Below are 23,323 nucleotides of genomic sequence, written 5' to 3'. Positions count from 1 at the left end.
TCATATCACTTTGTCTCCGCTTCCTTGTTCCAAGGCCATCCGAACAGCTCATTGCCATTCGGTGATAACTCCAATACTGCATGATCTTTCATGATCTTTTCAGTATCTGCATCATAAGAATCCAAGGAGTCATATGAAATAAAGATCTGTTTCTTTTCCATTCCTTCTTGTGATGAAAATGAAGCATACTGTTTCACAATCTTCGCCAGCGTATCTTTTGATAGGTTTTTTAAAACAACTGAGTCATGAACAATGAATGGAAGAGTTGTCAATCGCAGATTTGCAAGATCAAAAGTAATAACCCCTCTAAACTGTGCTCCGGTTCCGCCGTCATTAGGTGTCTCGAAGGAATACTTTTTTAATCCTTCAAGTTTTAATATTGGCGACTGCTTTCCTCTGCCAAGAATCTGATTGGTTATCGCACGCATTTCCTGGTTGATTGCAGATTGAATGGCAAACAACTGATCCTTGATAACATTGTCACGATTCTCAGCATATTCCTTTGCCACTTTATTAAGTCGTTCATGTTCTTCATAGTTCTTATTCGCTTCCTGAAGATTATTGAGTTCGGTCATAATTCTGGCATACTCTTTCAAAATAGCTGTCGATACATTCGGGATCTTCTTTATTGAAGCCACTTCCTCTTTGAGCCTTACAATTTCGTTATTCAACGTCATGTAGGAAGTCGCGAGTTTTCGCTCGGCATCCTTGTATTCATCCTGCAGCACTTTAGATAAGCGCTTATGAAAAGCTTCTATCTCCTCAAGCAAACGGAAGTCCTCATTCGGAAAGAATCGTTCTAATTCACCAAATCCTTTCGTAAAGCTCTTCTTTTCACCAGTCATATCACGTCTAACATTATTAAGATCGTGGCGTACCTGAGCTGCTTCACGCTGAAAATGAACTATCTGAGTCTGCAGCTCAGAAAGTCTCTGTGCCTGCATACCATCTAGATTTAAAAGGCCCTCATTGCTGTTCTTTACTAAGTCTTTCTCTTTATCCTGCAGGGACTTAATCTGTTTATTATTTTTTTCAAATTCCTTTTTATTTCTGGCACTACGAATCTGGTTATACCGCTGTGCCTTATTAAAGGCATCCATTTCATCAGCTGCTTGACTTGCCGCATTTATCTGTTTTTCTACAACTTCGTACCTACCCCAAAGTTTCATAAAACTTTTGATTGCCTTATCTGCAGACTCCGATGTTGCTGACTTTAGTGGATGATTTTCATTTAGTGTTTCTCTTTTATAAACTCGAATAAATCTTGAGACTGCACCTCTCCAACTTGAGCATTCCTTGCTGATGTTGTATTTGCTCTTGAGAAAATCATTATATGCATCCAAGCTTAATGGTTCTGTATTCGCAAGTGGCTGATATTTTTCGTCACATTTCTGCACTTGCATATAGTGAACAGTATTCCTGCTGAAATAGTATTTCTCGCCTTCGAAGTCGAATGCAAAGCAAATATTGTGTTCTCCAATATTTTCCTGCACATCCTTGCTCTTCTTGATATAATCTTTTCCTCCGAAGACGAAATCAATTATCATAAGGAATGTCGACTTTCCTATAGAATTTGATCCATTGTCATCCCCCAGAACAACATTCAGGCCTGGATGAAATTCTATAGGTTCTCTGGGCTGACCATTACTTACAAATTTTTCGCATCTTATTTCCGTCAACATAATGAATGGCGCCCTCCTTTTCATCTATCTTTCTCATGGCATACAGACTATCCAAAAGGTCAATGAACTCCTGTATACCTGACATCTTATTCTTTACCTTTCCATAAAGCTCCTTTGGAGTCATATCACACTTTTCAAGTGCATTTAATATGACCGGCATCTTTGCGATTGAACTTTCTTTATATGGGGTAACCTTGCTTGGAAATTTCATGAATGGAACACCTCACAGTTTTGAACAAAAAACGAAACAACTATATTGCTGGCCATCTCTGCATCGTCTCCGAGCCCAGCACGATGTCTGATCCATTCGGAGAGCTGACTTATCACTTCTTTCTGAGAAAGTCCAGAACTCTCCAGCATCTTTGAACTAGCTTTTATTTGCGAAGCAATGACATCAAAGTTTGCATTAGAATCCCTGAACACCTTCTCAATATAGCTGTAATAAGTAATCGCCTCGTCCCTCACGGTTTTCCGTAGTACGAATGGCTCTTTGATTTTTTCATCAACATGCAGGGCATCAAAGTTAAGCGGCTCAGTCGCTGGCTGGTCCTGTAAATCCATAACTGCATCTAGGACAGTTCTGATCTCTTCTTCCAGCTGTTCCTGGTTTACATTCATCTTTGCTTGGTGGCTTTTAACCAGAGCCCTCTTAGTCTCATATAACTTCTTATAAAGCTCCACTGATGGATCAAACAAGTAATCGCTGGACTCCTCTTCATTCAGGGCTATTAAGTTTTCTGGAGCATTCAAGTTCAACGGCTTTGGATATTCTGCCTCAAACTCCGCTGCTGTGTTATCATCCAGGTCATTCGGAAAGATCTGAGTAATCCTATACTTTTTTCTTGCCCTACCGCGCACCTGCTCAACAAGCTCCTTATGGCACAACGGGCATTCATACCCCACCTCTGCAAGGAACGGTATGTCGTCAACTTGAACTTCTTCACCTTCTCTCACTATGTTGGGTTTATTAACTGCATATAAAAAGGTGTAAGCAAGAAATTTAGTAGTCTGCCCATGCTTGTAATAATTCAGAAGAGATTCCTTCTTTGGCTCCGAAATCGTCACATCGCACCTGATGAGCTTTCTGATGTTTGCCAAAGTATCGTCCTTCAGATGAGGATTCAAATCTGGAATCACGTCTTTGTTAAAATTTTCAATAGTCTCATCTATCACTTCAGGGATAACTGATGCCTGTTTAATACCATCAGGTGTATTAGCCAGTTCTCCTAACACTCGGCTTATCTTTTTGGAAGAGAGATCCTCTTCATATCCATGTTCTCGAACATAATCTTGATTATTGATTGTCCCAAGAATCAGATTCGCTGCAGCTTCTTTTCCTCCGTTCGCCGAAAGGCCAGATCGAAGGGTCAGTATATAAGAAGCCGTATTTAGTTCACTCACATTACACCTCCAAAACTGGGCGTCCGGAAAATCACTGGTAAATTGGTGGTAAATCGCTGGCAAATACTATTGCCGGCGATTTTTTTAGAATTATTTGCAGATAGAGGGAACGCCTTACATCTAACAGCATAGTAGAATATCGTGTTTATTTCTATCCTTAAAGGAATTTATTTGCGTGATCACGTAAATATTTGCTTTTTCAAAGTGACATCAAGACTCTGGAAGCCGAAAGTCGAAAATCCAACGACCTGGATATGTCGTTAAACTGTCCACCCTTCACAGATGCTCACTCTCGTGCACAGAGATGGCTCGAGCAGATGAGATGAGCACATCTGAAATAAGAGACCAACCTACGCTCCTATTTCAGAAAACATGTCACCGCCAAGCAATAGCCCCTGATCAAGGCTGACCCGAACGTTTGGTGATGCACCTGCAAACGAGGACATTGTTCATAGGGTAAGCAAGCCTCCATGACAAAAGGAGACAAAAGCATGTCAAACAAAGACTGGATTATCAATCTGGAAAACACAGCAGACGAGGTTGCCGGTATCTGCGGAAGAGAAGTTGTTCACTTCATTCTCAGGGAACATGGTGCAAGAAGCATCTACGACCTGAATCCGGGCGACTACGAAGAAGTATTCTCTGAGCTTTATGCCTACATCGAGAACTACGACTGACAACTGAATACGAAAGTCCTTCGGTCCTATCGTCCAGCTAACGATCAGGACAAGGCAAGGGAATTCCCTGCTCCACTCGGTGCGCCCTACCGCGGATAGACGAGTGCATCTCCGGATGGAGCAGGCAACAAGACAAATTTGGTTCAGCTTCATGCACGGCTGGACGCTGATTAGAAACGGGGTAACCCGCTTAGGTGGCCTGAATGAAGGAAAAATTGAATCTGTCATCACCGGCTCCCCGTTTCGGAAAGAAACGAGGACGCCAAGATGGCAATCAAAGTCAAAAGAGTAAATTTTTATGAAAACGGCAGAATTTATGCAACAGTAGAAGTTAAGACCTATGAGGATGGACGAGTTGAAATCGTGCCTCCTGACGGATACCGGATGTATCCGATGGATATTGAGACTGCTGACACCTCAGCACACAGTTTTGTACCAGAACTTATTCGCATGTGGTGGAAAGGCAGTCGTCAGTACAAATGCTACATGGTACCCGTCCTTGAGGAACTGTTCAATGCGATGATGCGGCCTGACTGGTCGGAGGATAAGCGTAACCTTCGTTCACATAAGTGCCGTGTTGAAGGTGCTCATGGAACACCGATCATCTGCCGCAGGGCATCCTGCACCTGCTGTCCAAATGCCGGGAAGGATATGGAGACAAATCAAACATCCTATATCGAAGACCTGAAGAAGAACAGCAACTGGGAACCTGCCACAGAGGACATCACGAGCACTGAAGCTATGGGGCGTATTTTATACGACGAGCTTATTAACTTTCTTGCGAAGCATCAGAAGAAGCTGGCTAAAATCAAGCTGCTCGAGGATGAAGGTTATAGTGTGAAGGAAATTCATGAAATGCTGAATCTTCCCAGCAACACAATCTATTCCGATCGGAAGCGGATAAAGAAGCTGGAAAGCGAATTTTTCAAAGAGGATTAACACGATGGGAGGCGGTGCAGATGATGATTCTGCATCGCCTTTTTTCTATTCCTGGTCAAATAGCCTTTCCACAGTCACAACCTCCGAAAATAGCAAAGCTACAGTCTCGCCAGTTAAAAATTCATCAAAATAGCCTTCCCACAGTCACGCCAGACCAACTTTCACATTTTTTCAAAAAGAAAAAGCGACACCCGCCTCTCTTCTCAGAAAGACGAATGCCGCAGAAATGGCTTAAACACGGGCTTTTCCAGCCCTCTTTCAATTTACTCTCGTTAGCAGAGCCACGGTCTCAACATGCCCCGAGACAGTAGAAAAAATAATCATACTGGTTCATGCTGTCTGGGAATTGGTCAAGGTAGGGACATGCTGTTCGGGAATTTGTCAGAAATATGATGCTCCATTACCTTCAATGATATCAGCGACATTGCAAACCACATTGAACTGGAAGTTATCGATCTGACTTTAATAATGCATAGATGCTCACATCGCAGACGCCCTGATTATTTACAGCCGCGCTTCTTAGGGTACCTTCATACTTCATTCCGCATTTTTTCATAACCAGTCCTGAATGAGGATTATTTACATCGTGTTTTGCCTGGACGCGATTCGCACCGACCTGATCGAACATAAAATTAATTACTGCACTCAACGCTTCCGAAGTTATTCCACGGTTCCACCACGGTCTGCCAATGCAGTAACCAATTTCTGCCATCTGCGTTTTTTCATTGATTGATACAACAGATATTGAACCAATCGGTTCGTTGAGATTTTTCGGCACAATTGCCCACTGATAAAAGTCCGGCTTTTCATAGGACGCAGTCCATTCATTCAATATATGAATTGCGGTATCCAAACTGGTATAAGCAGGCCATGTCAGAAACTTTGTAACCTCTTTGTCTGATGCCCAATTCTGAAACATGGCCTCTGCATCTTCGACCATAAATTCTCTTAACAACAGCCTTTTCGTTTCTATCGTATAGGTTCCACAATGATTCATGTCTAATCCTCTAACTTTCGATTTGTCATCTTCTCTTAAGAATCTACTTCAAGTACCACATTTCTCCATTTGGCATCTGCATTACATCCCCGGGAAATATCTCAATTACATTTCCATTAAGATCCCGAACTATAGTCTCCTCCCAGTACTTGTAATCCACGTCTTCCCCTTCTTCAAACCATCTGTTAAAGAACAGTTTCTCTCCATCCCGTAAAAAGAAGGTATCATGATCCTCCATTGAAAGGCTGACCTTCTCCGGCCAAACAATATCCAATTCATTACCGCTCTGTCTCAAAAGCGTAAGTGGACTGATACGCAGCTGCAGATTATAACAATCCTTCACTGATGAAAGCGGAAGCTCCGTATGAATGCTTACCTGATGATCTCTGCTGTCGAATCTGACAATCCTGATCACTCCATTTGGAAAATCCACATCAAGCATATATATTCCGCCGTCAAAGAATATCGGTTTTTCACTATAATGCCCCTCTGTCTTCGGAACTGGAAAGAAAACCTCTCCGTCCGGAAAATGGACAAGACAAAGCTTTCTTCCTTTTACCACATGTCCATCCTTAAACAGTTCTTCGGCCTCGTAAAGATCACCGTGTTCATAATCCATACCGTAATACCACTCACTTGTGGCTCCGGGAACAGGCTCTATATATGTAATTCCGTCGGTTTCTATTGTCTTTGTCTTCATAATTAAACCCTGTCGCTCGCATCTTCCCGACAATGCATCCACCAATACAGCCATATGTCCATCAGCTCCAGAATCTGCGATCCAGCTACCTTCACTAAAATGATCTCTCCTGAAATGCCATACAATAACCGCAAGGATCTGTTTCTCAGTGAGTGTATCCAACCACTCCTTCGTAGGCTGAGCCAAATCCTGATTTATATCTTGGAATACGTATCTTGTCTTCTTCCAAGTGGCTTTGAAATCAGTTGCAATTATATCCATTTCTCATCAGCACAATTCGATGCTTAGTATATCATGTTTGGAATTCGTGAAAAACAGAAAAGCCTTCCCACAGCCACGCCCGACCAACTTTCACATTTTTTCTATAAAAAAACGCGGCACCCGCCTCTCTTCTCAGAAAGACAGATGCCGCAGAAATGGCTTAAACACGGGCTTTTTCGGTCCTCTTTCAATTTGTTCTTTTCAACACGGTCACGCATTCAATATGTCCCGGCAACCTTGCTGTCTAGCCTAAGACATACTTAAAAGCTACCAAATCAACGCTTCTGCCATAACTTAATTTTCCACCGCTAATATCCATAATTGGCCCATCATGGACACACTTGTGTCTGATGGGCCAATTTGTTTTATGTCGGTTTGAGGTAAACGGTCTATGAATCTAGTTCCTTATCCATTAAATTTACTATTTCCATAGCTTTATACCTATCTTCAGCCGACAAATACAACATAAAGTTAGAGAGAATATAGCCTAATATGACTGCCTCAACCCCTTTTAAGGTTTTTCCGATAAATTCTTCTGCTGAAATTGATAGCTCCACATACTTACCACGTTTTCTGTGAAAGTATTTACCAATGAATCTTTCTGACTCAGGATTGTAAGAAAAGTTTAGATGACTTTCTGCATTTCTTACGTTTTTATTGACCATATTTACTATGAAATTCCAGTCACAATTTTTGGATTTTCGTAAATAATTTAACTTTTCTGCTGTAGACATTCCTTCTATCCTGGCAAGTTTAACATCTTTTTTTCCAATTAAACTGTCTATTTGGATTAATGATACCAAAATTTTAGACACAAATTCTACTGCCGATGAATAATGCGCTGCAAAATCATTACCTAGGGTCATTTTATCCGCTAAATTTATCGATTGGCTTGCGGAAAGCTCTTTTATAGACTCATCTAATTTTGCCTTTTCAACAATATAGTTTTTATAGCTAGTCAAATTTTCTGAACTAGGAACCTCATCCGTTCCTTCAATAAATGAGACAAGTATACATTTTAACCGTTGACCATCAATCTTCATCGCATCTACATATATTAGCAATAATAGATTACTGATTTGGTATATCACTTTGTTATCTCCATAATCAGTATTAACAATTGACAACGCCGACTCATATATATAGGTGGTAGTATCGACCCTATCACGAATAGCATTCAGCCACTTTGACTCTTTACCGAAAAAACCATCTTGAGATAAATTTCTTAATAGCCTATCTGCTGATTCAACATTATTGTTAGCTATGCTTATCATCCTTTCCTCAATGAATCATAAATTTCTGAATTTTTTGTGAACGACCAAATATATGAATCTTTAAAGGGCTGACTTTCAATCATTCTATCAAATTCAGCTATTTCCTCTTTCCCAGCTCCTAATTCTTCTAAGTGATTCTTCCCTAGCCTACTAGCCCATCTAAATTCATCAGGATCATTCATATAATCCGAAGCCCTGATAAGGATAGCGCAATCCGAGGCCAGCGGGCCAGCCAACCTTTCAGCAAATTTTAATCGTTTTGTGTTCGTTCTAGCACGGTCACGCATTCCACATGCGGGGTCTGCGGAAACATGTCGACTGGTGAAACCTCATCAGTCGTGTACCCCTTCTCCATGAACAGCTGCATGTCACGCACCAGTGTTGCCGGGTTGCAGGAAATGTAGACGATCTTCTCTGGGCCGGTCTTGACCGCGGCCTCGATAAAGTCCGGGCTCAGCCCCTTACGCGGTGGGTCAACGAAAATCACGTCGGTCTTCAGGCCCTTTTCAGCCCACTTCGGCATCAAGTCTTCCGCCTTGCCAGCATAGTACTTGGCGTTGTGGATCTGGTTGATGCGTGCGTTGTTCTTGGCATCCTTGACCGCGGCCTTGACTACTTCCACCCCGCGCACTTCCTTGACGTACTTGGCCGCTGACAAGCCGATCGTCCCGATCCCGGAGTAGGCATCAACGATCAAATCGCTGTCCTTCAAGCCCGCCTGCTTGATCGCTAAGTCGTAGAGGCGCGGCGTTTGGGAAGAGTTGATCTGGAAGAAGGATTGCGGTGAGATTTCAAAAGTCAAATCGCCAATCTTGTCATCGATATACCGCTTGCCCCACAGGAGATAGTCACTCGTCCCCAAAATCACGTTGGTCTTTCTGGGATTGTGGTTCAAGAAGATGCTCTTGACCCCGGCAATTTCCTTGATTTCGTCAACCACCTTGGCCAACCCTGGGAATTCCTTGTGCAGGCAAACCAGGATGACCATGATCTCGCCCGTCGCGATCCCGCGGCGGACTTCCAAATAGCGCACTTCACCCTGGTGCTTGACTTCATCATAGGCTGGAACATGGTTTTCCCGCAAGATATCGCGCACTGCCAGCAGGACGCGGTCGATTTCCTTGTCATTGGTGAAGAAGTCTTCCAGTGGCACCAGGTCGTGTGAATGCCGGCGGAAGAAGCCGATTTCCAGCTTGCCATTCACTTCTCTGACCGGCACTTGCGCCTTGTTGCGGTAGCTGTCTTGCAGCGGACTTGGCAGGGTAGCGTTGACCTTGATTTGATCCAAATGAACCTTCTTCAAGAGTTCTGCCACTTGCTGCTGCTTGAATTCCAGCTGCTTGTCATACTTAAGGTGGGCCAGGCTGGCCAGACCCGTTTGCAGATACTGGCGCAGCGGCACCTTAACCCGGTCGGGACTTTCCTTGATGATTTCCTCAATCTTGGCAAAAGCAAAGGCCTTCTTGGTCTTCAGGATCTTGGCCTTGACAATTTCGCCAGGCAAAGCGTTGTTCACAAAGACGGTTTCCCCATCGACGTGGCCAACCCCCATGGCTTCATAGGACAAGTCGGTGATTTCGACTTCGACGATTTCATTTTTCTTCATGTTGTTCTCCTTTGGACCGCTGCCGGCGGTCATATTCTGGGGCAATAAAGTTGATGATTGGAAAGGCTAAGTACAAGACCATTCCGAAACGGGGATTGATAAAAGAAATCCCGATAAAGAGCAGATTCAAGACCAGAAGCCAGACGATTCTGGTTCTGGCCACCCGGCTCATGATCTGGCTTAAAGAGTGAATGTGGGGCAAAGAAGCCCGCATCCCCATCCGTTCAGTCAATAATTCAAAAGTTTGAACCAAAAAGTACACGATTCCGAAATTAACCACGGCTAGCATGGATAAGTGATCCATCAGCCACTTGGTCATTACCGGCACCAAAGACAGGCTGGCCAAAAAGCAGAAGTCACAAATCATCGTCCATTTATCCGCCTTCCAGATAAAGTAGCTGAAATTCTTGTGCATTTCATACCAGAAGTTGGCCACCACAAAAAAGGAGATCAAATAAATCCCGATCTGCTCAACGAAATTTCCATAAGCCCGATCCGCGATCGGCGCTTCGATTTCCAGAACCACGATCGTGATAATAATGGCAATCACCCCGTCATTAAAAGTCGTCAAGTGGTCCGCCAACTTGCTGGCGGCTTGGGCTTGCGCCTGCTTTTGGTGCTCACGCAGCTTCTGCCATTCTTCCTGCTCTTGCTGGCTCAAGTTCAGCTGCTGCGCCTTGGCCACAATCTTTTGTTTTCTTTTCATTGCTTACACCCATAACAAAAATAGAGTTTGACCAAAGTCAAACTCTATTATAGCAGTTCTAGCCGATGTAGAATTCAATCCGCTGCTTTAAGTTTTCAAAAGTTACCGGGAAGCTGCCGCCTTCTTCCCCGTCCAGGTTGACGGAAAGGTTGTCGTGCTTGTTGTTCCCGATCAATTCTGCCTTTAAAGTCCGGGTCTTGGTGTAGATGATGTTTGGATCATCAACGTGCTTCCCGTTCATGGCCAAAGCCATCAGGCGGAGCAGGTTGCCTGGGTCGCTTGGCTTGACGACGATCAACTGGAAGTAGCCGTCGCTCAGTTCCGCGTTAGGCATGATCTTTTCAAAACCACCGATCGAGTTGGTCATCCCCAGCAAGAAGAGGGACAGCTTGCCTTCGTAGACGCCCTTGTCAAAAGTCAGGCGCATCTCGCATTCGCTCAGGCGCGGCAGCATTTCCGCCCCCTTGATCAGGTAGGCGGCATAGCCCAAAGCTGACTTGACGTCTGATGAAACCCCATAGGTCAGCTCAGCCAAAGAACCAGCCGCGGCGATGTTGACGAAGTACTTGCTAATGCCGTCGCTAAAGTCAGCCCGGCCCACGTCCATCTTCTGGACTTTGTTCTTCAAGACCACCTTCGCGGCCGCCACCACGTCATCGCGCGGAATTGACAAGGCCCGGGCGTAGTCGTTGGTCGTCCCAGCCGGAATGATCGCCATGCGCGGCCGCTCGTCTTCTTCCAAGAAGGCGATCCCGCTGACGACTTCGTTGATGGTCCCGTCGCCGCCGGCGGCAACAACCAGGTCAAAGCCTTCCTTGGCCGCTCTGGTGGCTTCATTTTGCGCGCTGAATTCTTCTGGGGTGGTTCTGAAGGCACTGGCTTCATAGCCGGCCTGCTCCAGAATATCCAAAATATCAGCAACGTTCTTAGGCATCTGCTCATGGCCAGAAACAGGGTTATAGATCAAGCGTGCTCTCTTAGTCATTTGCCTCACCTTAATTTCCTACTGATTTATAATTAACGGGCGTTCAGGTCAGCCAAAAGCAGCTTGTTGACAACCTTTGGGTTGGCCTTGCCGCGGGTCTGTTTCATGATTTGCCCAACCAGGAAGCCGATTGCCCGGTCCTTGCCGTTCTTGTAGTCTTCAACTGATTGTGGGTTGTTGTCGACGATTTCCTTGACCATTGGTGCCAGGACGCTTTCGTCTGACAATTGGGCCATCCCATTTTCTTCAACGTACTTCTGCGGATCAGTGCCGTTGGCAACAGTTTCCGCGAAGACCTTCTTGGCGATCTTGGAGGAGATCGTCCCGTCAGAAATCAGCTTGATCATCGCTGCCAAGTTGGCAGGGGTCAAGGCGATTTCCTTCAGGCTTGCGTGCTTTTCATTCAAGTAGCCGTTGACTTGGGTGTTCATCCAGTTGGCTGCTTGCTTTGGATCAGCGCCATTAGCTACGGTTTGGTCAAAGAAGTCTGAGCTTTCCTTGCTTTGCAACAGGACGCCAGCATCGTATGGCTTCAAGCCGTATTCATTGATGTACAGGTCACGGCGCTCATCAGCCGTCTTTGGCAGGTGGGCTGCAATGTCGTCAACCCATTCCTGCTTGATGTGGTATGGAGCCAGGTCTGGTTCTGGGAAGTAACGATAGTCCGCGTCCCCTTCCTTGACACGTTCCAAGACCGTCTTGCCAGTGTTGGTGTCAAAACGGCGGGTGGACATTTGGATCCGGCCGCCTGACAGCAGGATGGCTTCTTGCCGCTTTTGTTCATAAGCCAAGGACAGGCGAACGTGTTCAAAGGAGTTCAGGTTCTTCATTTCGACCTTGGTCCCGAATTCCTTTTGCCCAGCTGGACGAATGGAAATGTTGGTGTCAATTCTCATTGACCCTTCTTCCATCTTAACGTCGGAAGCCCCAGTAAATTGCACGACTTCACGCAGCTTTTCCAGGTAGGCTACGGCTTCGTCCGGGTCAGTCATTTCAGGCTCGGAAACAACTTCCAGCAATGGCACCCCTTGACGGTTGTAGTCAACGTATGAGAAGCCGTTGGTCCCGTGGGTGTTCTTGCCGGCGTCTTCTTCGATGTGCATTTCGTGGATGTGGATCTTCTTCTTCTTGCCGTGAACTTCGACTTCAACATAGCCGTTTTCAGCCAGTGGCTTGAAGAATTGGGTGATCTGGTAAGCCTTTGGGTTGTCTGGGTAGAAGTAGTTCTTCCGGTCAAAGTGGGTTACCGGGTTGATATGGGAGTGGGTTGCCAAAGCGACCATCAAGCCCAGCCGGTAGACTTCCTTGTTGACCATTGGCAAAGTGCCTGGGTAGCCCCAGTCAATTACGTTGGTTTCCGTGTTTGGCTTGGCCCCGTAGGTTACTGGTGAAGGTGAAAAGATCTTACTCTTAGTCTTCAATTCAAAGTGGACTTCAAGACCGATAGTTGACGTAAAATTCATTTAAATTAATCCTCCAATCCAGCTGGTGTTTGTTCGTAGAACTTGTTGCTGCGTTCGATGAAGTCGGCGACTTGGAAGACGTGACCTTCGTCGAAGCGCTTGCCCATGATTTGGAAGCCAACAGGCATGCCGGTGGTTTCGCTCAAGCCGGCTGGCACGCTGGCAGCTGGGATACCAGCCATGTTGGCTGAAATGGTCAGGATGTCGTTGTTGTACATCTTGATTGGGTCAGTGATTTCTGAGTTTAAGTCGAAGGCGGTTTCCGTTGAAACTGGCCCAACGATCACGTCATTGTCTTCAAAGATCTTGTCGAAGTCTTCGCAGATCAAGGTTCTAACCTTGGCCGCCTGCAGGAAGAACTTGTCGTAGGCACCGGCTGACAGGGCAAATGACCCCAGCATGATCCGGCGCTTGACTTCATCGCCAAAGCCTTCTGAGCGGGTGTTCAGGTAGACTTCGTCCAGGTTCTTGGCTTCAGCCCGGAAACCGTAGCGGATCCCGTCGAAGCGTTCCAGGTTTGATGAAGCTTCACTGGAAGCGATGATGTAGTAAGTTGGCACCACGTACTTGGTGTGTGGCAATGAGACTTCGTTGATGACCGCGCCGGCTTCCTTCAAAGTGTCGATCTGCTTTTGCACGGCCTTGCGGACGCCTTCTTCAACGGCATCGCTCATGTATTCCTTAGGAACGGCTACGCGCAGACCCTTGACGTCCTTGCCCAAAAAGCTCGTGTAGTCAGGAACGGCTTGCTCGGAAACGGTCGCGTCGCGGTCGTCGCCGCCAGCGATGACGTTCAAGACTTCAGCTGAGTCCTTAACCCGCTTGCTCATTACGCCAATTTGGTCCAAAGATGAAGCAAAGGCAATCAGCCCCCAACGGGATACGCGGCCGTAAGTCGGCTTAATCCCGAAGATCCCGTTGAAGGAAGCTGGCTGGCGGATTGAGCCACCAGTGTCGCTCCCAAGGGCAGCAACGACTTCACCGGAAGCAACGGCCGCAGCTGAACCACCAGATGAACCGCCAGGAACCTTGTTCAAGTTCCAAGGGTTCTTGGTGTCGCCAAAGTATGAGGTTTCAGTTGATGAACCCATGGCGAATTCGTCCATGTTGGTCTTGCCGATCACCGTAGCTTGGGCAGCCTTCAGCTTGCCTACCACCGTTGATTCGTAAACTGGCACGAAGTTGTCCAGGATGTGGCTGGCAGCCGTAGTCTTAAGGCCGTTGGTGATGATGTTGTCCTTAACGGCGATTGGAATCCCGGCCAGCTTGTTGTCAAAGTTCAGGTCTTCGGCTGGCTTGGCATTTTCATCAACCGTAATGAAGGCATTGACCTTGTCTTCAGTCTTCTTAATGTTGGCGAGCGTGTCCGCAGTCAATTGGTCGGCGGTGATTTCGCCCTTCTTCAACTTGTCGTTTAAAGAATCAATTGTTTCGTGTAAGTAGTTCATTATTGGTTATCGTCCTTATTGATAATTACAGGTACCTTGACAAAGCCGTTGCTCTTTTCAGGAACGTTCTTCATCATTTCGTCGCGAGTTTGCCAATGTTCAGGCTCGTCTTCACGGAAGACGGTGTCCCGGTCGACTACTTGTACGGTTTCTTCAACGCCAGTAGTGTCAACTGCTTGCAGTTCTTCTGCCATTTCCAAAATTTTGCCCATTTGCGGGGTGAACTTTTCCAGTTCTTCCTCGTTAAATTCAAGCTGTGCCAAAGCAGCAACGTGCTTGATGGTATCTTTAGTTACCTTTTCCACTTATGTACCTCCCTAATTACCGCCATAAACGTGCATGTGATAAGCGCCAGTTGCCGTTTCCTTAGAGACGACCGCTTGCGTGTCGTTGACTGAAGAAATGGTGATTTCGACCGGAGCGTTCTGCGACAGATACTTCTGGGCTCTGGTCTTGACCATTTCCGCGAAGCTCTGTACCTGCAGGTAGCCATAGAACTGGGTCGTAATCGCGATGCTCTCGTAAGACAGTTTCCCGTCCACATACCGCAAGGTCGCGGTCACGCCGGAAACGTTCGGGAAGTAGTCTTCGATTTCATCCTTGAAACTGTTGAACTTCGATTCATCGCTGGCACTGATGGCCTTAGCATTGTCTACAGTCGGTAAAACCTGTGTCTTTTCATTCACAGAATTCCATTTAGTTATTTTACTACTATTTGCACTAGCTGTCCCATAAGAGAAGTAAGTTCCCCCAACTAATGAGTCGGTATCGGTCTTGGAGAAGAGACCAACCATGATTGGGATATTCTTCAGCTTCTTCTTGGCGTGCAGGCGCTCAACGATCGTATTGGCCGTCTTTTGCCCAAAGCTTCGGCGCTTGGCTAAGGAGACGTCAGTGCTGTATTCCGTCCCGCCAGTCGTGTTGGTGTAGTAGTCAACTGAGTTCAGGCCCAGGCTGAGGCTGATGCCGGCCAGCTTGTAGCCGCTGGCGGTCTTGGTGTAGAAGTCCTCTTCCATAATCTGCTGGAGGATGATTGGGTTGCGCGTGCTGGAGCTCTTCTTGCCGTTGTTGACCGGGTTGAGGCCGGTCTTGTTGGACTTAGAATAGCGTCCCAGCCAGTCCGTAACCGTGTTTTCGTCCAGCTGCTGCCCTTCTTGAATGACATAGCTCTTGGTTGAAAAGACCTTCTTGGAAATCCGGATCAAGCCGCGCTCCATCGCGGTCTCGTCAACGCTATTGTCATAGTTGGTGGCCTCCAGGCCAGAGATGGGACTGGTCTTGTAGACCCCTTTCTTCAAAAGCACGGAGTAGCCGCCTTCGATGGTGGAAGTCGTCGAATATTTCTTGCTTTTAGTCGTCGTAGTGGTTGAATTGCTTGCCAGGTCTGAATTCTTCAGGTTGCCACAAGCGGTCAGCAGCAAAACGCAGCCGGCCAATCCTAACGCTTGTATAAATTTCTTCACTGTCTTGTGTCCTTCTACTCGATCTCAGAGATTGCTTCCGCTTCGCTCAGGCGCTGAATGCCCAGCTTCTCGGCCTTGGCGAGCTTGGATCCGGCATCTTCGCCGTAAATCAGACAGTCCGTCTTCTTGGAAACTGAGCCGGTCACCTTGGCTCCAAGCGTTTCCAGCTTCTTGGTGAACTCGCTTCTGGTGTAGTGGGCCAGTTTCCCGGTCAGGACCACGGTCTTGCCCTTGAAGAAGTTGTCCGCGGCCGCTTCTGGTGCTGCTGGCCCCAGGTAGTCCATGTTGACTCCGGCTTGCCGCAGCTGGTCAACCAGTGCTTGCGCTTCCGCCTGCTTGAAGTAGGCCGTCAAAGATTCAGCAATCGTCATCCCTATTGTATCGATTGCGGTCAGATCTTGCACGCTTGCCTGCATGATTTTAGACATATTTTTAAATTTCTGGGCAATCAGTTGGGCCACCTTGCCGCCGATGCCGTCAATCCCCAGACCAAACAGGAGCAATTCGACCGAATTCTGCTTGCTGGCCGCGATTGCCGCCAGCAGCTTGTTGATGGACTTTTCCTTGAAGTGGTCCAGCTGGCTCAAGTCATCCGCGGTCAGATAGTACAGGTCAGCCACGTTGTGAACCAGGCCCTTGTCAATCAGCTGCTTGACGATCTTGGGGCCAAGCCCCGCAATGTTCATCGCTTGTCTTGAAGCAAAGTGGGTGATCCCTTCTTCAACTTGAGCCGGGCAGGACGGGTTGATGCAGCGCAGGGCTACTTCATCGTTCAGGTGGACCAGCTTGTGGCCGCAGGAAGGACACTCGGCCGGAATTTCGTATTCCTTTGAATCCGCTGGCCGCTTGCTCAAGACGACTTCCGAAATTTCCGGAATGATGTCCCCGGCCTTGTGCAGCTTGACCGTATCGCCCAGTCTGACTCCCAGCTTCTGCAAGAGGTCTGGGTTGTGCAGGGAGGCTCTGGCAACCGTCGTGCCAGCCAGCTGGACTGGATCCATGACGGCCGTTGGCGTGACGACGCCAGTCCGGCCGACGGTCCATTCAATGTCGCGGACAATGGTCTCCTCCTCTTCAGGCTGGAACTTGTAGGCAATTTCCCACCTTGGGACCTTGACCGTGTTGCCCAGTTCCTGCTGGAGGGCCAGGTCGTCGACTTTCAAGACGATGCCGTCAATTCCGTAGACCAGGCTGTCGCGCTTTTTGGTGTATTCATCGATATAGTCAAAGACTTCTTCCAGGCTGGCCAGCTTGCGGCCAGTCTCATTGGTGTGAAAGCCCAGCTTAGCCAGCTCCTGGATGGCCTGGTGCTGGCTGCTGATGCCCTCTGGCGGGTTGACCCAGGTGTAGATGAAGGTGCTCAATTGCCGCTTCTTGGTCACCTTGGGGTCAAGCTGGCGCAAAGAGCCCGCCGCCGCGTTTCTTGGATTGGCAAAAACCGTCTCTCCCTGGTCGTCGCGCTCCTGGTTAAGCTTGGCAAAGGCTTCCTTGCCCATGTAGCACTCGCCCCGGACTTCGGTCGTCAGCTTCTGGGGCAAAGTCTGGGGGATATCCTTGATGTAGCGGACGTTGCTCGTCACGTCTTCGCCGACCCGGCCATTGCCCCGCGTTGAAGCCCTGAAGAGCTTGCCGTCTTGGTATTCCAAAGACAGAGACAGACCGTCGATCTTCAATTCGACATTGTAGGCTACTGGATGGCCAACCGCCTTTTGCATCCGTTGGTCAAAGTCCCGCAGCTCTTCCTTGGAAAAGACGTCGCCCATGGACAGCATCGGCACTGGGTGCTCAACCTTGGGCAGGTCGCTGTTGACGCTGCCGCCAACCCTCTGCGTGATGGAGTCGCTGCTTCGCAAGGCTGGAAAAGCATTTTCCAGATCCAGAAGCCGCTGGTACTTTTGGTCATAGACATAGTCTTCAACTTCCGGCGCGTCCTTGGCATAGTAAGCTTCCGCCCATTCATCCAGCTGCTTGCGCAAGGCAGCTGCTTCTTTTTTTGCTTCTTCTAAAGTCTCAGCCATTATTCTTCCTCGCTAATCGTCATGAATCAGTCAACCTTCTTAATTGGGGCAAAGGCAGCCAGAAGCCGTTTTTTGCCCTTAGAGGCAAAGGCAATGTCCAATTCCATGTCTTCGCCGGTCCCATTGACCTTGATGACCACGCCCCGGCCCCAGGTCTTGTGCTCAACCTGGTCGCCCGGATGCCAGCCCTTCTTTTCCGCGCCGACAGCCCCAGCGGCCTTTTGGGCCGTCCGCTTGGCTGCCTGCCCCGTGCCCTTTGGCTGGGACTTGTAGCTGGCGTAGCCAGCCCGCTGGGCCCGCTTGGCAAATGGGGCAGCGGCTGCGATGTCCAGGTCCAGGAAGCTGGAAGCGGCAGACTTGCTTGGCGCTGACCCAGCCTCTGTTTCCAGGTCCTCATCATTGATTTCGCCGATAAAGCGGGACTGCGGGTTGTACTGCTTGCTCCCGTACATCATTCTGGTGTAGGCCGAAGTCAAAAAGAGCTCTTCTCTGGCCCGGGTAATCCCCACATAGGCCAGCCGCCGCTCTTCTTCCAGCTGGCTTGGATCTTCATCGTTGATGGCGCGGTTAAGCGGGAAGATCCCGTCTTCCATCCCGATCAAGAAGACGACCGGGAACTCTAGCCCCTTGGCCGCGTGCAGGGTCATCAAAGTAATATGGTCGGCCCCTTCTTCCAGGTCGTCCTGGTCGCTCAGCAGTGAAACTTCCGCCAAGAAGTCGCTCAAGCGGCTGGCGTCTTCATCTTCTGGCTCATAGCCGCTGTCAAAGCGCTGGGTGACGGTCGTAAATTCCTTCAAGTTGTCCAGGCGGGTTTCAGCTTCCAAAGATCCTTGGGCCTCTTGCTGCTTAAGGTCGTCCAAGTAGCCAAAGTCGTTCAGGATCTTGGCCGTCAGGTCGGTTACCGTGTGGTCCTGGGCAAACTCAATGCAGTCCTGCAGGTGGTCGCTGAAGGCCAGAATCTTCTTGGCCGCGGCATTGGAGACCTCAGAGACCTCCACGTTGCGCATGGCTTCGCCGATCCCGCAATTGATCTGATCCGCGAAAGCCAGCAGCTTGGCGGTCGTTGCCGCCCCGATGCCCCGCTTTGGCACGTTGATGATCCGGTTGAAGCTCATTGAGTCGCTTGGATTGGCTACCAGCTTCAAGTAGGCCATGACGTCCATGATTTCCTTGCGGTCGTAGAACTTGTGGCCCCCGACGATCTGGTAAGGGACGTTGGCTTCAACCAGTGCTTCTTCCATCCCTCTGGACTGGGCGTTGGTCCGGTAGAGGATGGCAAAGTCGCCGTACTTTCTGCCCTTGTCCTTGACCTCTTCCTTGATCTTGGACAAGACGTAGTGGGTTTCGTCACGGTCGCTTTGGGCCTGGTAGTAGTGGACCTTTTCCCCGTCGCCCTTGTCAGTCCACAGTCTTTTGGCCTTCCGGTGCTCATTGTGGTCAATTACGGCGTTGGCAGCCTTTAAGATGTGGCCGGTTGACCGGTAGTTCTGCTCCAGCTTGACCGTCTTGGCGTTCTTGTAGTCTTTTTCAAAGTTGAGGATGTTCTCCATATTGGCCCCGCGCCAGCCGTAAATGGACTGGTCGGCATCCCCGACTACGCAGATGTTGTGATAGCCGGCAGCCAGCAGGCGGCAGAGCTCGTATTGGGCCTCGTTGGTGTCCTGGTATTCATCTACCAGAATATAGCGGAACTTGTTCTGGTAGTAGCGCAAAGTCTCTGGGTTGGACTTGAACAGTTCCAGGGTCTGCATGATCAGGTCATCGAAGTCCATGATCTGGTCGCGCTCCAGACTGGCCTGGTACTGCTTGTAGACGTCTGCCACTACCTTTTCAAACGGCCCGCGGGCAATTTCGGCGTACTGCTTTGGCTTCAGCAGGCTGTTTTTGGCGTTGGAAATTTGGGACAGGACGTTTCTTGGGACGTAAAGCTTGGGATCCAGGTCCAGCTGGCGCAGGATCCGCTTGACCAAGGTCAATTGCTCGGACGGGTCGGCAATTGAAAAGTTGCGGTCATAGCCGATCTGGTCCCCGTCCCGGCGCAGGACGCGGACGCAGAGGGCGTGGAAGGTGGACATCCAGATGGAGCGCGCGTCTTCGCCCAGCAGCCCCAGCTCTCTTTCCCGCATTTCGGCCGCGGCCTTGTTGGTAAAGGTGATGGCCAGGATATTCCAAGGAGCGACCCTCTTTTCTTCAACCAAGTAGGCAATCCGGCGGGTCAATACGGAAGTCTTGCCACTTCCCGCCCCGGCAATTACCAAGAGTGGACCTTCAGTCGTCTTGACGGCTTCTACTTGCTGCGGATTCAATCCTTGTAAAATCGTTGCTTCAGTCATGCGTGTTCCTTTCCAAATCGAAAAATATCAGCTCACCTATTATAGCAAAAAACAGCCGCCGGCTCAGCCGGCAGCTGTCGTTTTCGCTTGCTGCTTTTCTGTATTTTACTGGTCGTACTGGTTCAGCTTGTACTGCTCAATCAGGTCGATCAGCTTGGTCGCGTAGTCCGGATCAGTCGCGTAGCCATCGGTTACCAGGGCCTTGGCCTGGCTCTTGTAGTCCTTGGCTGCCTTGACGTCCTTGTACTGGTCCTTGTTCCAGTCCGTCCCATTCTGGAAGAGGCGGGCATGAGCCCGGATGGCGGCCTCATAAGAGTCATAGATCTGAAAGCGGCCCTTGACCGTGACCCATTTGCCATTGGTATATTCCTTGGTCGTCATGACCGCGGAAGTATACTTGTTGCTGCTCTTAACCCCAAAAAGGTTGTTGTATTTCTGGGCCAGCTGGCTTTGCCCATAGTTGCTTTCAAGGCAGGCCTGGGCAATCGTGATGCTCGGCAAGAGGTCATAGGACTTGTCCACCTTTTGGGCTACGGGAGCAATGGTCTTGATAAACTGCTTGCGCTGGCGCTCCAGCTTCTCGGCTGCTTCCTTTTGGGCCTGCTGCTCCTGGCGGATCTGCTCCTGCTGGATGGCCTGGCGGCGGTAGTAGCGAAAGCCGACGAAGAGCGCCATGCAAATGACCAGAATCCCGAAGACTTTGACCAAAATAATCAGCGTTTGCTTGTTCTTTTTTCTGTGTGCTGCCATTTAATCATTCATTTCCTGTTTCTATCTGCGCTTTAAGCGGTGGCTAAGCGGCGCGGCGACAATCGGCGTCACGATTCCGCTGAAGAGGGCTTCCACTGTCCCACTGGCCCCAAGCGCCGTCAGCAAAACGATCAGCAACGACTTGCTTGATCCGCTTTGGCCTAAGGCCCCGAGCAATTTGCCCGGGTCGTTCCAGTAAAAGACGGCTGACAGCAGGATGACCAAGAGGGTGTTGGCAATGGAAGCAGTCAATCCACTCAAAGTATAACCCGCAATCAAGCCTTTGTCTGTCTTAGTCTGCTTTTTAAAAGGCAAAATGATCAAGCCGGCCAGATAGCCGGCCAAGACCCGGGGCAAAAGACAGATGACCGGATTTTGAAACAGCAGGATGGTCACCAGGCTGTTTGGAGCCGCGTAGGCCCGGATCAAGCTGGTCAAGCCCCAGGCCAGACCAAAGCCGGCACCAGCCTTTGGCCCCATCAGGCAGGCATAGACCGCTACCGTCAAGGGGATGATGGTGATCGTCGGCAGGCCTGGAAAGATGGTGATGTTCCCGATATTGGGAATAAAGGCCTCCAGCAGCAGAATTGCCGTAAAGACTGCTGTAATCGTCACATTAAGGGTTTGCTTCCTCTTAGCAGAATTATTCATATTTCTAGATTCCTATCCTCTGATTCCTTTGCTTTTAATTATATATGTACACTAGTTTTATATTTGCTTGATGATACTCACGAGAATACTATAACATAAAGGAATCTGCATATAAAAGGCCTAAAAAATAGACACAAAAAAGGAGCCGTTTTCCAACGACTCCCTAATGGTGCGGACTAGAAGACTTGAACTTCCACGACCTAAAGCGGTCACAAGATCCTTAGTCTTGCGCGTCTGCCAATTCCGCCAAGCCCGCGACACAAGTATTAGTATACCATGTCTTATAAAATGTGCAAGGGCTAGGGAGATTTTTTCTTGACCAGGGGCTAGTTCAAGTGCTCCACCAGGCGCAACTGGCCACCGCAGCGGCCGCAGAAATAGCGGCGGGTATTGATTTTCCGCACGCGGGGATACTTCAGGCAGCACTTTTGGCACTGGTAGAGGTACTTCCGCTGCTGCCGGCGGCCCCGGCCAATATTTGGCGCGTAGCGTGACCCCCCTACCCGCTTTAAGAGGACCTTGAAGTCATGATCTTTGTGCCGGTAGCCTAGGCCCAGCAAGTGCAGGTGATAGTGGGTCAGCTCATGCTTGATGATGCCCGGCAGATAATGCAGGTTTTCTTCCTTAAGAAAAAGCGGATTAAATTCCAGTTGGTGGCTGGCCAGCAAGTAGCGGCCACCGGTAGTTTTCAAGCGGCGGTTGATTCTCGCCTGATGGCGAAAGGGCCGGCCGAAGGATTCCAGGGAAATTTCCTCAACCAGCTGCTGCAATTCTTGTTCATTAATCATGGAACTATTGTAGCCTCCTATTGCGGGAAAAACCAGCTTTTACTCTTCATCCAGCAAGATACCGTCTTTCATTCTTAAGCGTCGGTCATAGACCAGGCCAGGGATTTCGTCGTGGCTGGCCACGATAACGGTCTTGTTTTCCCGGCGCAGCTGCTCCAGCAGATTGACGAACTGCTGCACCCCTTCCTTGTCGATTCCCCGGGTTGGTTCATCCAAGAGGATGATGTTCTGGTCTTCCATTACGGCTTGGGTGATCCCCAGCTTTTGCCGCATCCCGACTGAGTAATTGCCGACAGCTTGCGGGTTATCCGGATCTAGGTCAAAGGCCTTGAGCAAATCCCGGGTCTTTTCAGGCTGGAAGCGGTGGTTGAAGTGGCCTAAAAAGATCAAGTTGTCCCAGGCAGTTTCATATTCGATAAAACCAGGATTTTCGATCAAGGCGCCAAGGTAGTCATCCTTGTCAGTGTGGATCTCCCCGCTGTCAGCTTTTAAGATGCCGACAATGATCTTAAATAAGGTAGACTTCCCGCAGCCATTGACCCCAGAGATGTGGATCAGTTCACCATCTTGGGTCTCTAAAGAAATATCCTTTAAGACGGCTAATTTTTTAAAGCTCTTCTTAACATGTGATACTTTCAACATACAAACTCCTCCTCGACTTAGAGTATATACATGTGGTGGATGGCCCGCCAGAGTGGGTCATAAATATTAGCATATTTTGGCAAAAGCCAAGTCTTCTCCAGCCCATAGTGGTAAAGAATCGGCAAAACGCTGGCAAAGATGATAATCAAGAAAGGATATTTGATCTTGATGCAGAACAAGATCAGCATGAAACAGGCAATGAACAGCAGATAATGCAGCAAGAGCAAGAGAATCCCCTTCCAAGCCGGCCCATAGCGAAAACAGGGATTCTTGCCAAAGAAATATGGCACAATGGAGAAAACAAGGTAGATGACCAAGTCCAAGAAAAGCAATTGGGCCAGGCGCTGGTCAAAGAAATCCATTTTGCCGCGAGGAGCCAGAAGCGACCGAATCGAACGGAAAGAGAGAATTTGGAAGGCAGCCACGACAGTTAGACCTGGCTGAATGTACAAGCTGGTCAAGTTGGAATTCAGATAATACATTGGCATCTCGCCCTCTCCGCTAATCATCGCAAACTGCAGGCCGCACCACAGGCTGAC

At 48.7% G+C, this 23,323-nt stretch carries 23 protein-coding genes and 1 tRNA gene; 2 read left to right on the top strand and 22 right to left on the bottom strand.

Translation table 11 applies throughout. The features are described 5' to 3' along the window. Positions 1-5 precede the first annotated feature (5 nt). Genes FYJ62_RS01010 through FYJ62_RS01000 form a run of 3 tightly spaced genes read right to left on the bottom strand, consistent with a single transcriptional unit; the run spans position 6 to position 3,083 of the window. Positions 6-1,682 (bottom strand): DUF2326 domain-containing protein, encoded by a 1,677-nt coding sequence (locus FYJ62_RS01010; RefSeq protein WP_154546910.1) that lies wholly within the window; start codon positions 1,680-1,682, stop codon positions 6-8. Beyond that, positions 1,645-1,893, bottom strand: a complete 249-nt coding sequence (locus FYJ62_RS01005; RefSeq protein WP_154546909.1) for an ABC-three component system middle component 7 — start codon at positions 1,891-1,893, stop codon at positions 1,645-1,647. The genes FYJ62_RS01010 and FYJ62_RS01005 overlap by 38 nt, the downstream gene beginning before the upstream one ends. Continuing rightward, positions 1,890-3,083, bottom strand: coding sequence for an ABC-three component system protein (locus FYJ62_RS01000; protein WP_154546908.1), 1,194 nt, complete (start codon positions 3,081-3,083; stop codon positions 1,890-1,892). The genes FYJ62_RS01005 and FYJ62_RS01000 overlap by 4 nt, the downstream gene beginning before the upstream one ends. Positions 3,084-3,574: 491 nt before the next feature. On the opposite strand from FYJ62_RS01000, the gene FYJ62_RS00995 reads away from it, so the two are divergent. Continuing rightward, complete coding sequence (locus FYJ62_RS00995) at positions 3,575-3,760, top strand: hypothetical protein (RefSeq protein ID WP_154546907.1); 186 nt, start codon at positions 3,575-3,577, stop codon at positions 3,758-3,760. 267 nt (positions 3,761-4,027) lie between these two features. Next, positions 4,028-4,699 carry a sigma-70 RNA polymerase sigma factor region 4 domain-containing protein gene (locus tag FYJ62_RS00990; protein ID WP_154546906.1) on the top strand — a complete coding sequence of 224 codons (672 nt, stop codon included), beginning with the start codon at positions 4,028-4,030 and terminating at the stop codon, positions 4,697-4,699. Between the two features lie 448 nt (positions 4,700-5,147). On the opposite strand, the gene FYJ62_RS00985 is transcribed toward FYJ62_RS00990, so the two are convergent. The 19 genes from FYJ62_RS00985 to FYJ62_RS00895 form a co-directional block, all read right to left on the bottom strand. Further along, positions 5,148-5,696 carry a GNAT family N-acetyltransferase gene (locus FYJ62_RS00985; protein ID WP_015450220.1) on the bottom strand — a complete coding sequence of 183 codons (549 nt, stop codon included), beginning with the start codon at positions 5,694-5,696 and terminating at the stop codon, positions 5,148-5,150. Positions 5,697-5,739: 43 nt separating this feature from the next. Then, the gene (locus FYJ62_RS00980; RefSeq protein ID WP_154546905.1) at positions 5,740-6,657 is read right to left on the bottom strand and encodes a hypothetical protein; all 918 of its coding nucleotides are present in this window, start codon (positions 6,655-6,657) and stop codon (positions 5,740-5,742) included. A gap of 389 nt (positions 6,658-7,046) precedes the next feature. Beyond that, a complete protein-coding gene (locus FYJ62_RS00975) occupies positions 7,047-7,931 on the bottom strand; it encodes a hypothetical protein (RefSeq protein WP_154546904.1) in 885 nt (294 codons plus the stop codon). Further along, the gene (locus FYJ62_RS00970; RefSeq protein ID WP_154546903.1) at positions 7,928-8,113 is read right to left on the bottom strand and encodes a hypothetical protein; all 186 of its coding nucleotides are present in this window, start codon (positions 8,111-8,113) and stop codon (positions 7,928-7,930) included. Before FYJ62_RS00970 ends, FYJ62_RS00975 begins: the two co-directional genes overlap by 4 nt. Positions 8,114-8,181: 68 nt before the next feature. Further along, positions 8,182-9,537, bottom strand: coding sequence for a 23S rRNA (uracil(1939)-C(5))-methyltransferase RlmD (gene rlmD, locus FYJ62_RS00965; RefSeq protein WP_154546902.1), 1,356 nt, complete (start codon positions 9,535-9,537; stop codon positions 8,182-8,184). Continuing rightward, positions 9,524-10,243, bottom strand: a complete 720-nt coding sequence (locus FYJ62_RS00960; RefSeq protein WP_154546901.1) for a TMEM175 family protein — start codon at positions 10,241-10,243, stop codon at positions 9,524-9,526. The genes rlmD and FYJ62_RS00960 overlap by 14 nt, the downstream gene beginning before the upstream one ends. Before the next feature lie 58 nt (positions 10,244-10,301). Further along, the gene (locus tag FYJ62_RS00955) at positions 10,302-11,228 is read right to left on the bottom strand and encodes a diacylglycerol kinase family lipid kinase (RefSeq protein WP_154546900.1); all 927 of its coding nucleotides are present in this window, start codon (positions 11,226-11,228) and stop codon (positions 10,302-10,304) included. Positions 11,229-11,260: 32 nt separating this feature from the next. Continuing rightward, the gene (gatB, locus tag FYJ62_RS00950; protein WP_154546899.1) at positions 11,261-12,691 is read right to left on the bottom strand and encodes an Asp-tRNA(Asn)/Glu-tRNA(Gln) amidotransferase subunit GatB; all 1,431 of its coding nucleotides are present in this window, start codon (positions 12,689-12,691) and stop codon (positions 11,261-11,263) included. Positions 12,692-12,696: 5 nt separating this feature from the next. Next, entirely contained in the window at positions 12,697-14,139 is a 1,443-nt protein-coding gene (gene gatA, locus FYJ62_RS00945; RefSeq protein ID WP_154546898.1) for an Asp-tRNA(Asn)/Glu-tRNA(Gln) amidotransferase subunit GatA, read from the bottom strand. After that, positions 14,139-14,444, bottom strand: coding sequence for an Asp-tRNA(Asn)/Glu-tRNA(Gln) amidotransferase subunit GatC (gene gatC / locus FYJ62_RS00940; protein WP_206987674.1), 306 nt, complete (start codon positions 14,442-14,444; stop codon positions 14,139-14,141). Before gatC ends, gatA begins: the two co-directional genes overlap by 1 nt. Positions 14,445-14,456: 12 nt before the next feature. Continuing rightward, positions 14,457-15,602 carry a CamS family sex pheromone protein gene (locus FYJ62_RS00935; protein WP_326831969.1) on the bottom strand — a complete coding sequence of 382 codons (1,146 nt, stop codon included), beginning with the start codon at positions 15,600-15,602 and terminating at the stop codon, positions 14,457-14,459. A gap of 14 nt (positions 15,603-15,616) precedes the next feature. After that, on the bottom strand, positions 15,617-17,620 hold the full coding sequence (ligA, locus tag FYJ62_RS00930) for an NAD-dependent DNA ligase LigA (RefSeq protein WP_154546897.1): 2,004 nt from the start codon (positions 17,618-17,620) through the stop codon (positions 15,617-15,619). A gap of 26 nt (positions 17,621-17,646) precedes the next feature. Next, positions 17,647-19,953: a DNA helicase PcrA gene (gene pcrA / locus FYJ62_RS00925; RefSeq protein ID WP_154546896.1), complete on the bottom strand. Its 2,307-nt coding sequence runs from the start codon at positions 19,951-19,953 to the stop codon at positions 17,647-17,649. A 105-nt stretch (positions 19,954-20,058) separates the two neighbouring features. Continuing rightward, positions 20,059-20,703 carry a glycoside hydrolase family 73 protein gene (locus FYJ62_RS00920; RefSeq protein WP_154546895.1) on the bottom strand — a complete coding sequence of 215 codons (645 nt, stop codon included), beginning with the start codon at positions 20,701-20,703 and terminating at the stop codon, positions 20,059-20,061. A gap of 21 nt (positions 20,704-20,724) precedes the next feature. Next, positions 20,725-21,354 carry an ECF transporter S component gene (locus FYJ62_RS00915; RefSeq protein WP_154546894.1) on the bottom strand — a complete coding sequence of 210 codons (630 nt, stop codon included), beginning with the start codon at positions 21,352-21,354 and terminating at the stop codon, positions 20,725-20,727. A 167-nt stretch (positions 21,355-21,521) separates the two neighbouring features. Then, positions 21,522-21,610: transfer RNA gene (locus FYJ62_RS00910), tRNA-Leu, on the bottom strand. Between the two features lie 70 nt (positions 21,611-21,680). Then, positions 21,681-22,142, bottom strand: a complete 462-nt coding sequence (locus FYJ62_RS00905; protein WP_154546893.1) for a SprT family protein — start codon at positions 22,140-22,142, stop codon at positions 21,681-21,683. Positions 22,143-22,181: 39 nt separating this feature from the next. Continuing rightward, on the bottom strand, positions 22,182-22,784 hold the full coding sequence (locus FYJ62_RS00900) for an ABC transporter ATP-binding protein (RefSeq protein ID WP_154546892.1): 603 nt from the start codon (positions 22,782-22,784) through the stop codon (positions 22,182-22,184). 17 nt (positions 22,785-22,801) lie between these two features. Continuing rightward, the gene (locus tag FYJ62_RS00895) at positions 22,802-23,272 is read right to left on the bottom strand and encodes a hypothetical protein (protein ID WP_154546929.1); all 471 of its coding nucleotides are present in this window, start codon (positions 23,270-23,272) and stop codon (positions 22,802-22,804) included. Positions 23,273-23,323: the final 51 nt, after the last annotated feature.

The organism is Lactobacillus porci (assembly GCF_009695985.1).
GTDB lineage: Bacteria > Bacillota > Bacilli > Lactobacillales > Lactobacillaceae > Lactobacillus > Lactobacillus absianus.
Note: the sequence above shows the minus strand (reverse complement) of the source record. Positions and strands in the feature narration are given on the sequence as shown.

Coding starts and splice junctions, on each gene's coding strand:
- FYJ62_RS01010 (WP_154546910.1), bottom strand. CDS start 1,682: ATGTTGACGGAAATAAGATGCGAAAAATTTGTAAGTAATGGTCAGCCC.
- FYJ62_RS01005 (WP_154546909.1), bottom strand. CDS start 1,893: ATGAAATTTCCAAGCAAGGTTACCCCATATAAAGAAAGTTCAATCGCA.
- FYJ62_RS00995 (WP_154546907.1), top strand. CDS start 3,575: ATGTCAAACAAAGACTGGATTATCAATCTGGAAAACACAGCAGACGAG.
- FYJ62_RS00990 (WP_154546906.1), top strand. CDS start 4,028: ATGGCAATCAAAGTCAAAAGAGTAAATTTTTATGAAAACGGCAGAATT.
- FYJ62_RS00985 (WP_015450220.1), bottom strand. CDS start 5,696: ATGAATCATTGTGGAACCTATACGATAGAAACGAAAAGGCTGTTGTTA.
- FYJ62_RS00980 (WP_154546905.1), bottom strand. CDS start 6,657: ATGGATATAATTGCAACTGATTTCAAAGCCACTTGGAAGAAGACAAGA.
- FYJ62_RS00975 (WP_154546904.1), bottom strand. CDS start 7,931: ATGATAAGCATAGCTAACAATAATGTTGAATCAGCAGATAGGCTATTA.
- FYJ62_RS00970 (WP_154546903.1), bottom strand. CDS start 8,113: ATGAATGATCCTGATGAATTTAGATGGGCTAGTAGGCTAGGGAAGAAT.
- rlmD (WP_154546902.1), bottom strand. CDS start 9,537: ATGAAGAAAAATGAAATCGTCGAAGTCGAAATCACCGACTTGTCCTAT.
- FYJ62_RS00960 (WP_154546901.1), bottom strand. CDS start 10,243: ATGAAAAGAAAACAAAAGATTGTGGCCAAGGCGCAGCAGCTGAACTTG.
- FYJ62_RS00955 (WP_154546900.1), bottom strand. CDS start 11,228: ATGACTAAGAGAGCACGCTTGATCTATAACCCTGTTTCTGGCCATGAG.
- gatB (WP_154546899.1), bottom strand. CDS start 12,691: ATGAATTTTACGTCAACTATCGGTCTTGAAGTCCACTTTGAATTGAAG.
- gatA (WP_154546898.1), bottom strand. CDS start 14,139: ATGAACTACTTACACGAAACAATTGATTCTTTAAACGACAAGTTGAAG.
- ligA (WP_154546897.1), bottom strand. CDS start 17,620: ATGGCTGAGACTTTAGAAGAAGCAAAAAAAGAAGCAGCTGCCTTGCGC.
- pcrA (WP_154546896.1), bottom strand. CDS start 19,953: ATGACTGAAGCAACGATTTTACAAGGATTGAATCCGCAGCAAGTAGAA.
- FYJ62_RS00920 (WP_154546895.1), bottom strand. CDS start 20,703: ATGGCAGCACACAGAAAAAAGAACAAGCAAACGCTGATTATTTTGGTC.
- FYJ62_RS00915 (WP_154546894.1), bottom strand. CDS start 21,354: ATGAATAATTCTGCTAAGAGGAAGCAAACCCTTAATGTGACGATTACA.
- FYJ62_RS00905 (WP_154546893.1), bottom strand. CDS start 22,142: ATGATTAATGAACAAGAATTGCAGCAGCTGGTTGAGGAAATTTCCCTG.
- FYJ62_RS00900 (WP_154546892.1), bottom strand. CDS start 22,784: ATGTTGAAAGTATCACATGTTAAGAAGAGCTTTAAAAAATTAGCCGTC.
- FYJ62_RS00895 (WP_154546929.1), bottom strand. CDS start 23,272: ATGCCAATGTATTATCTGAATTCCAACTTGACCAGCTTGTACATTCAG.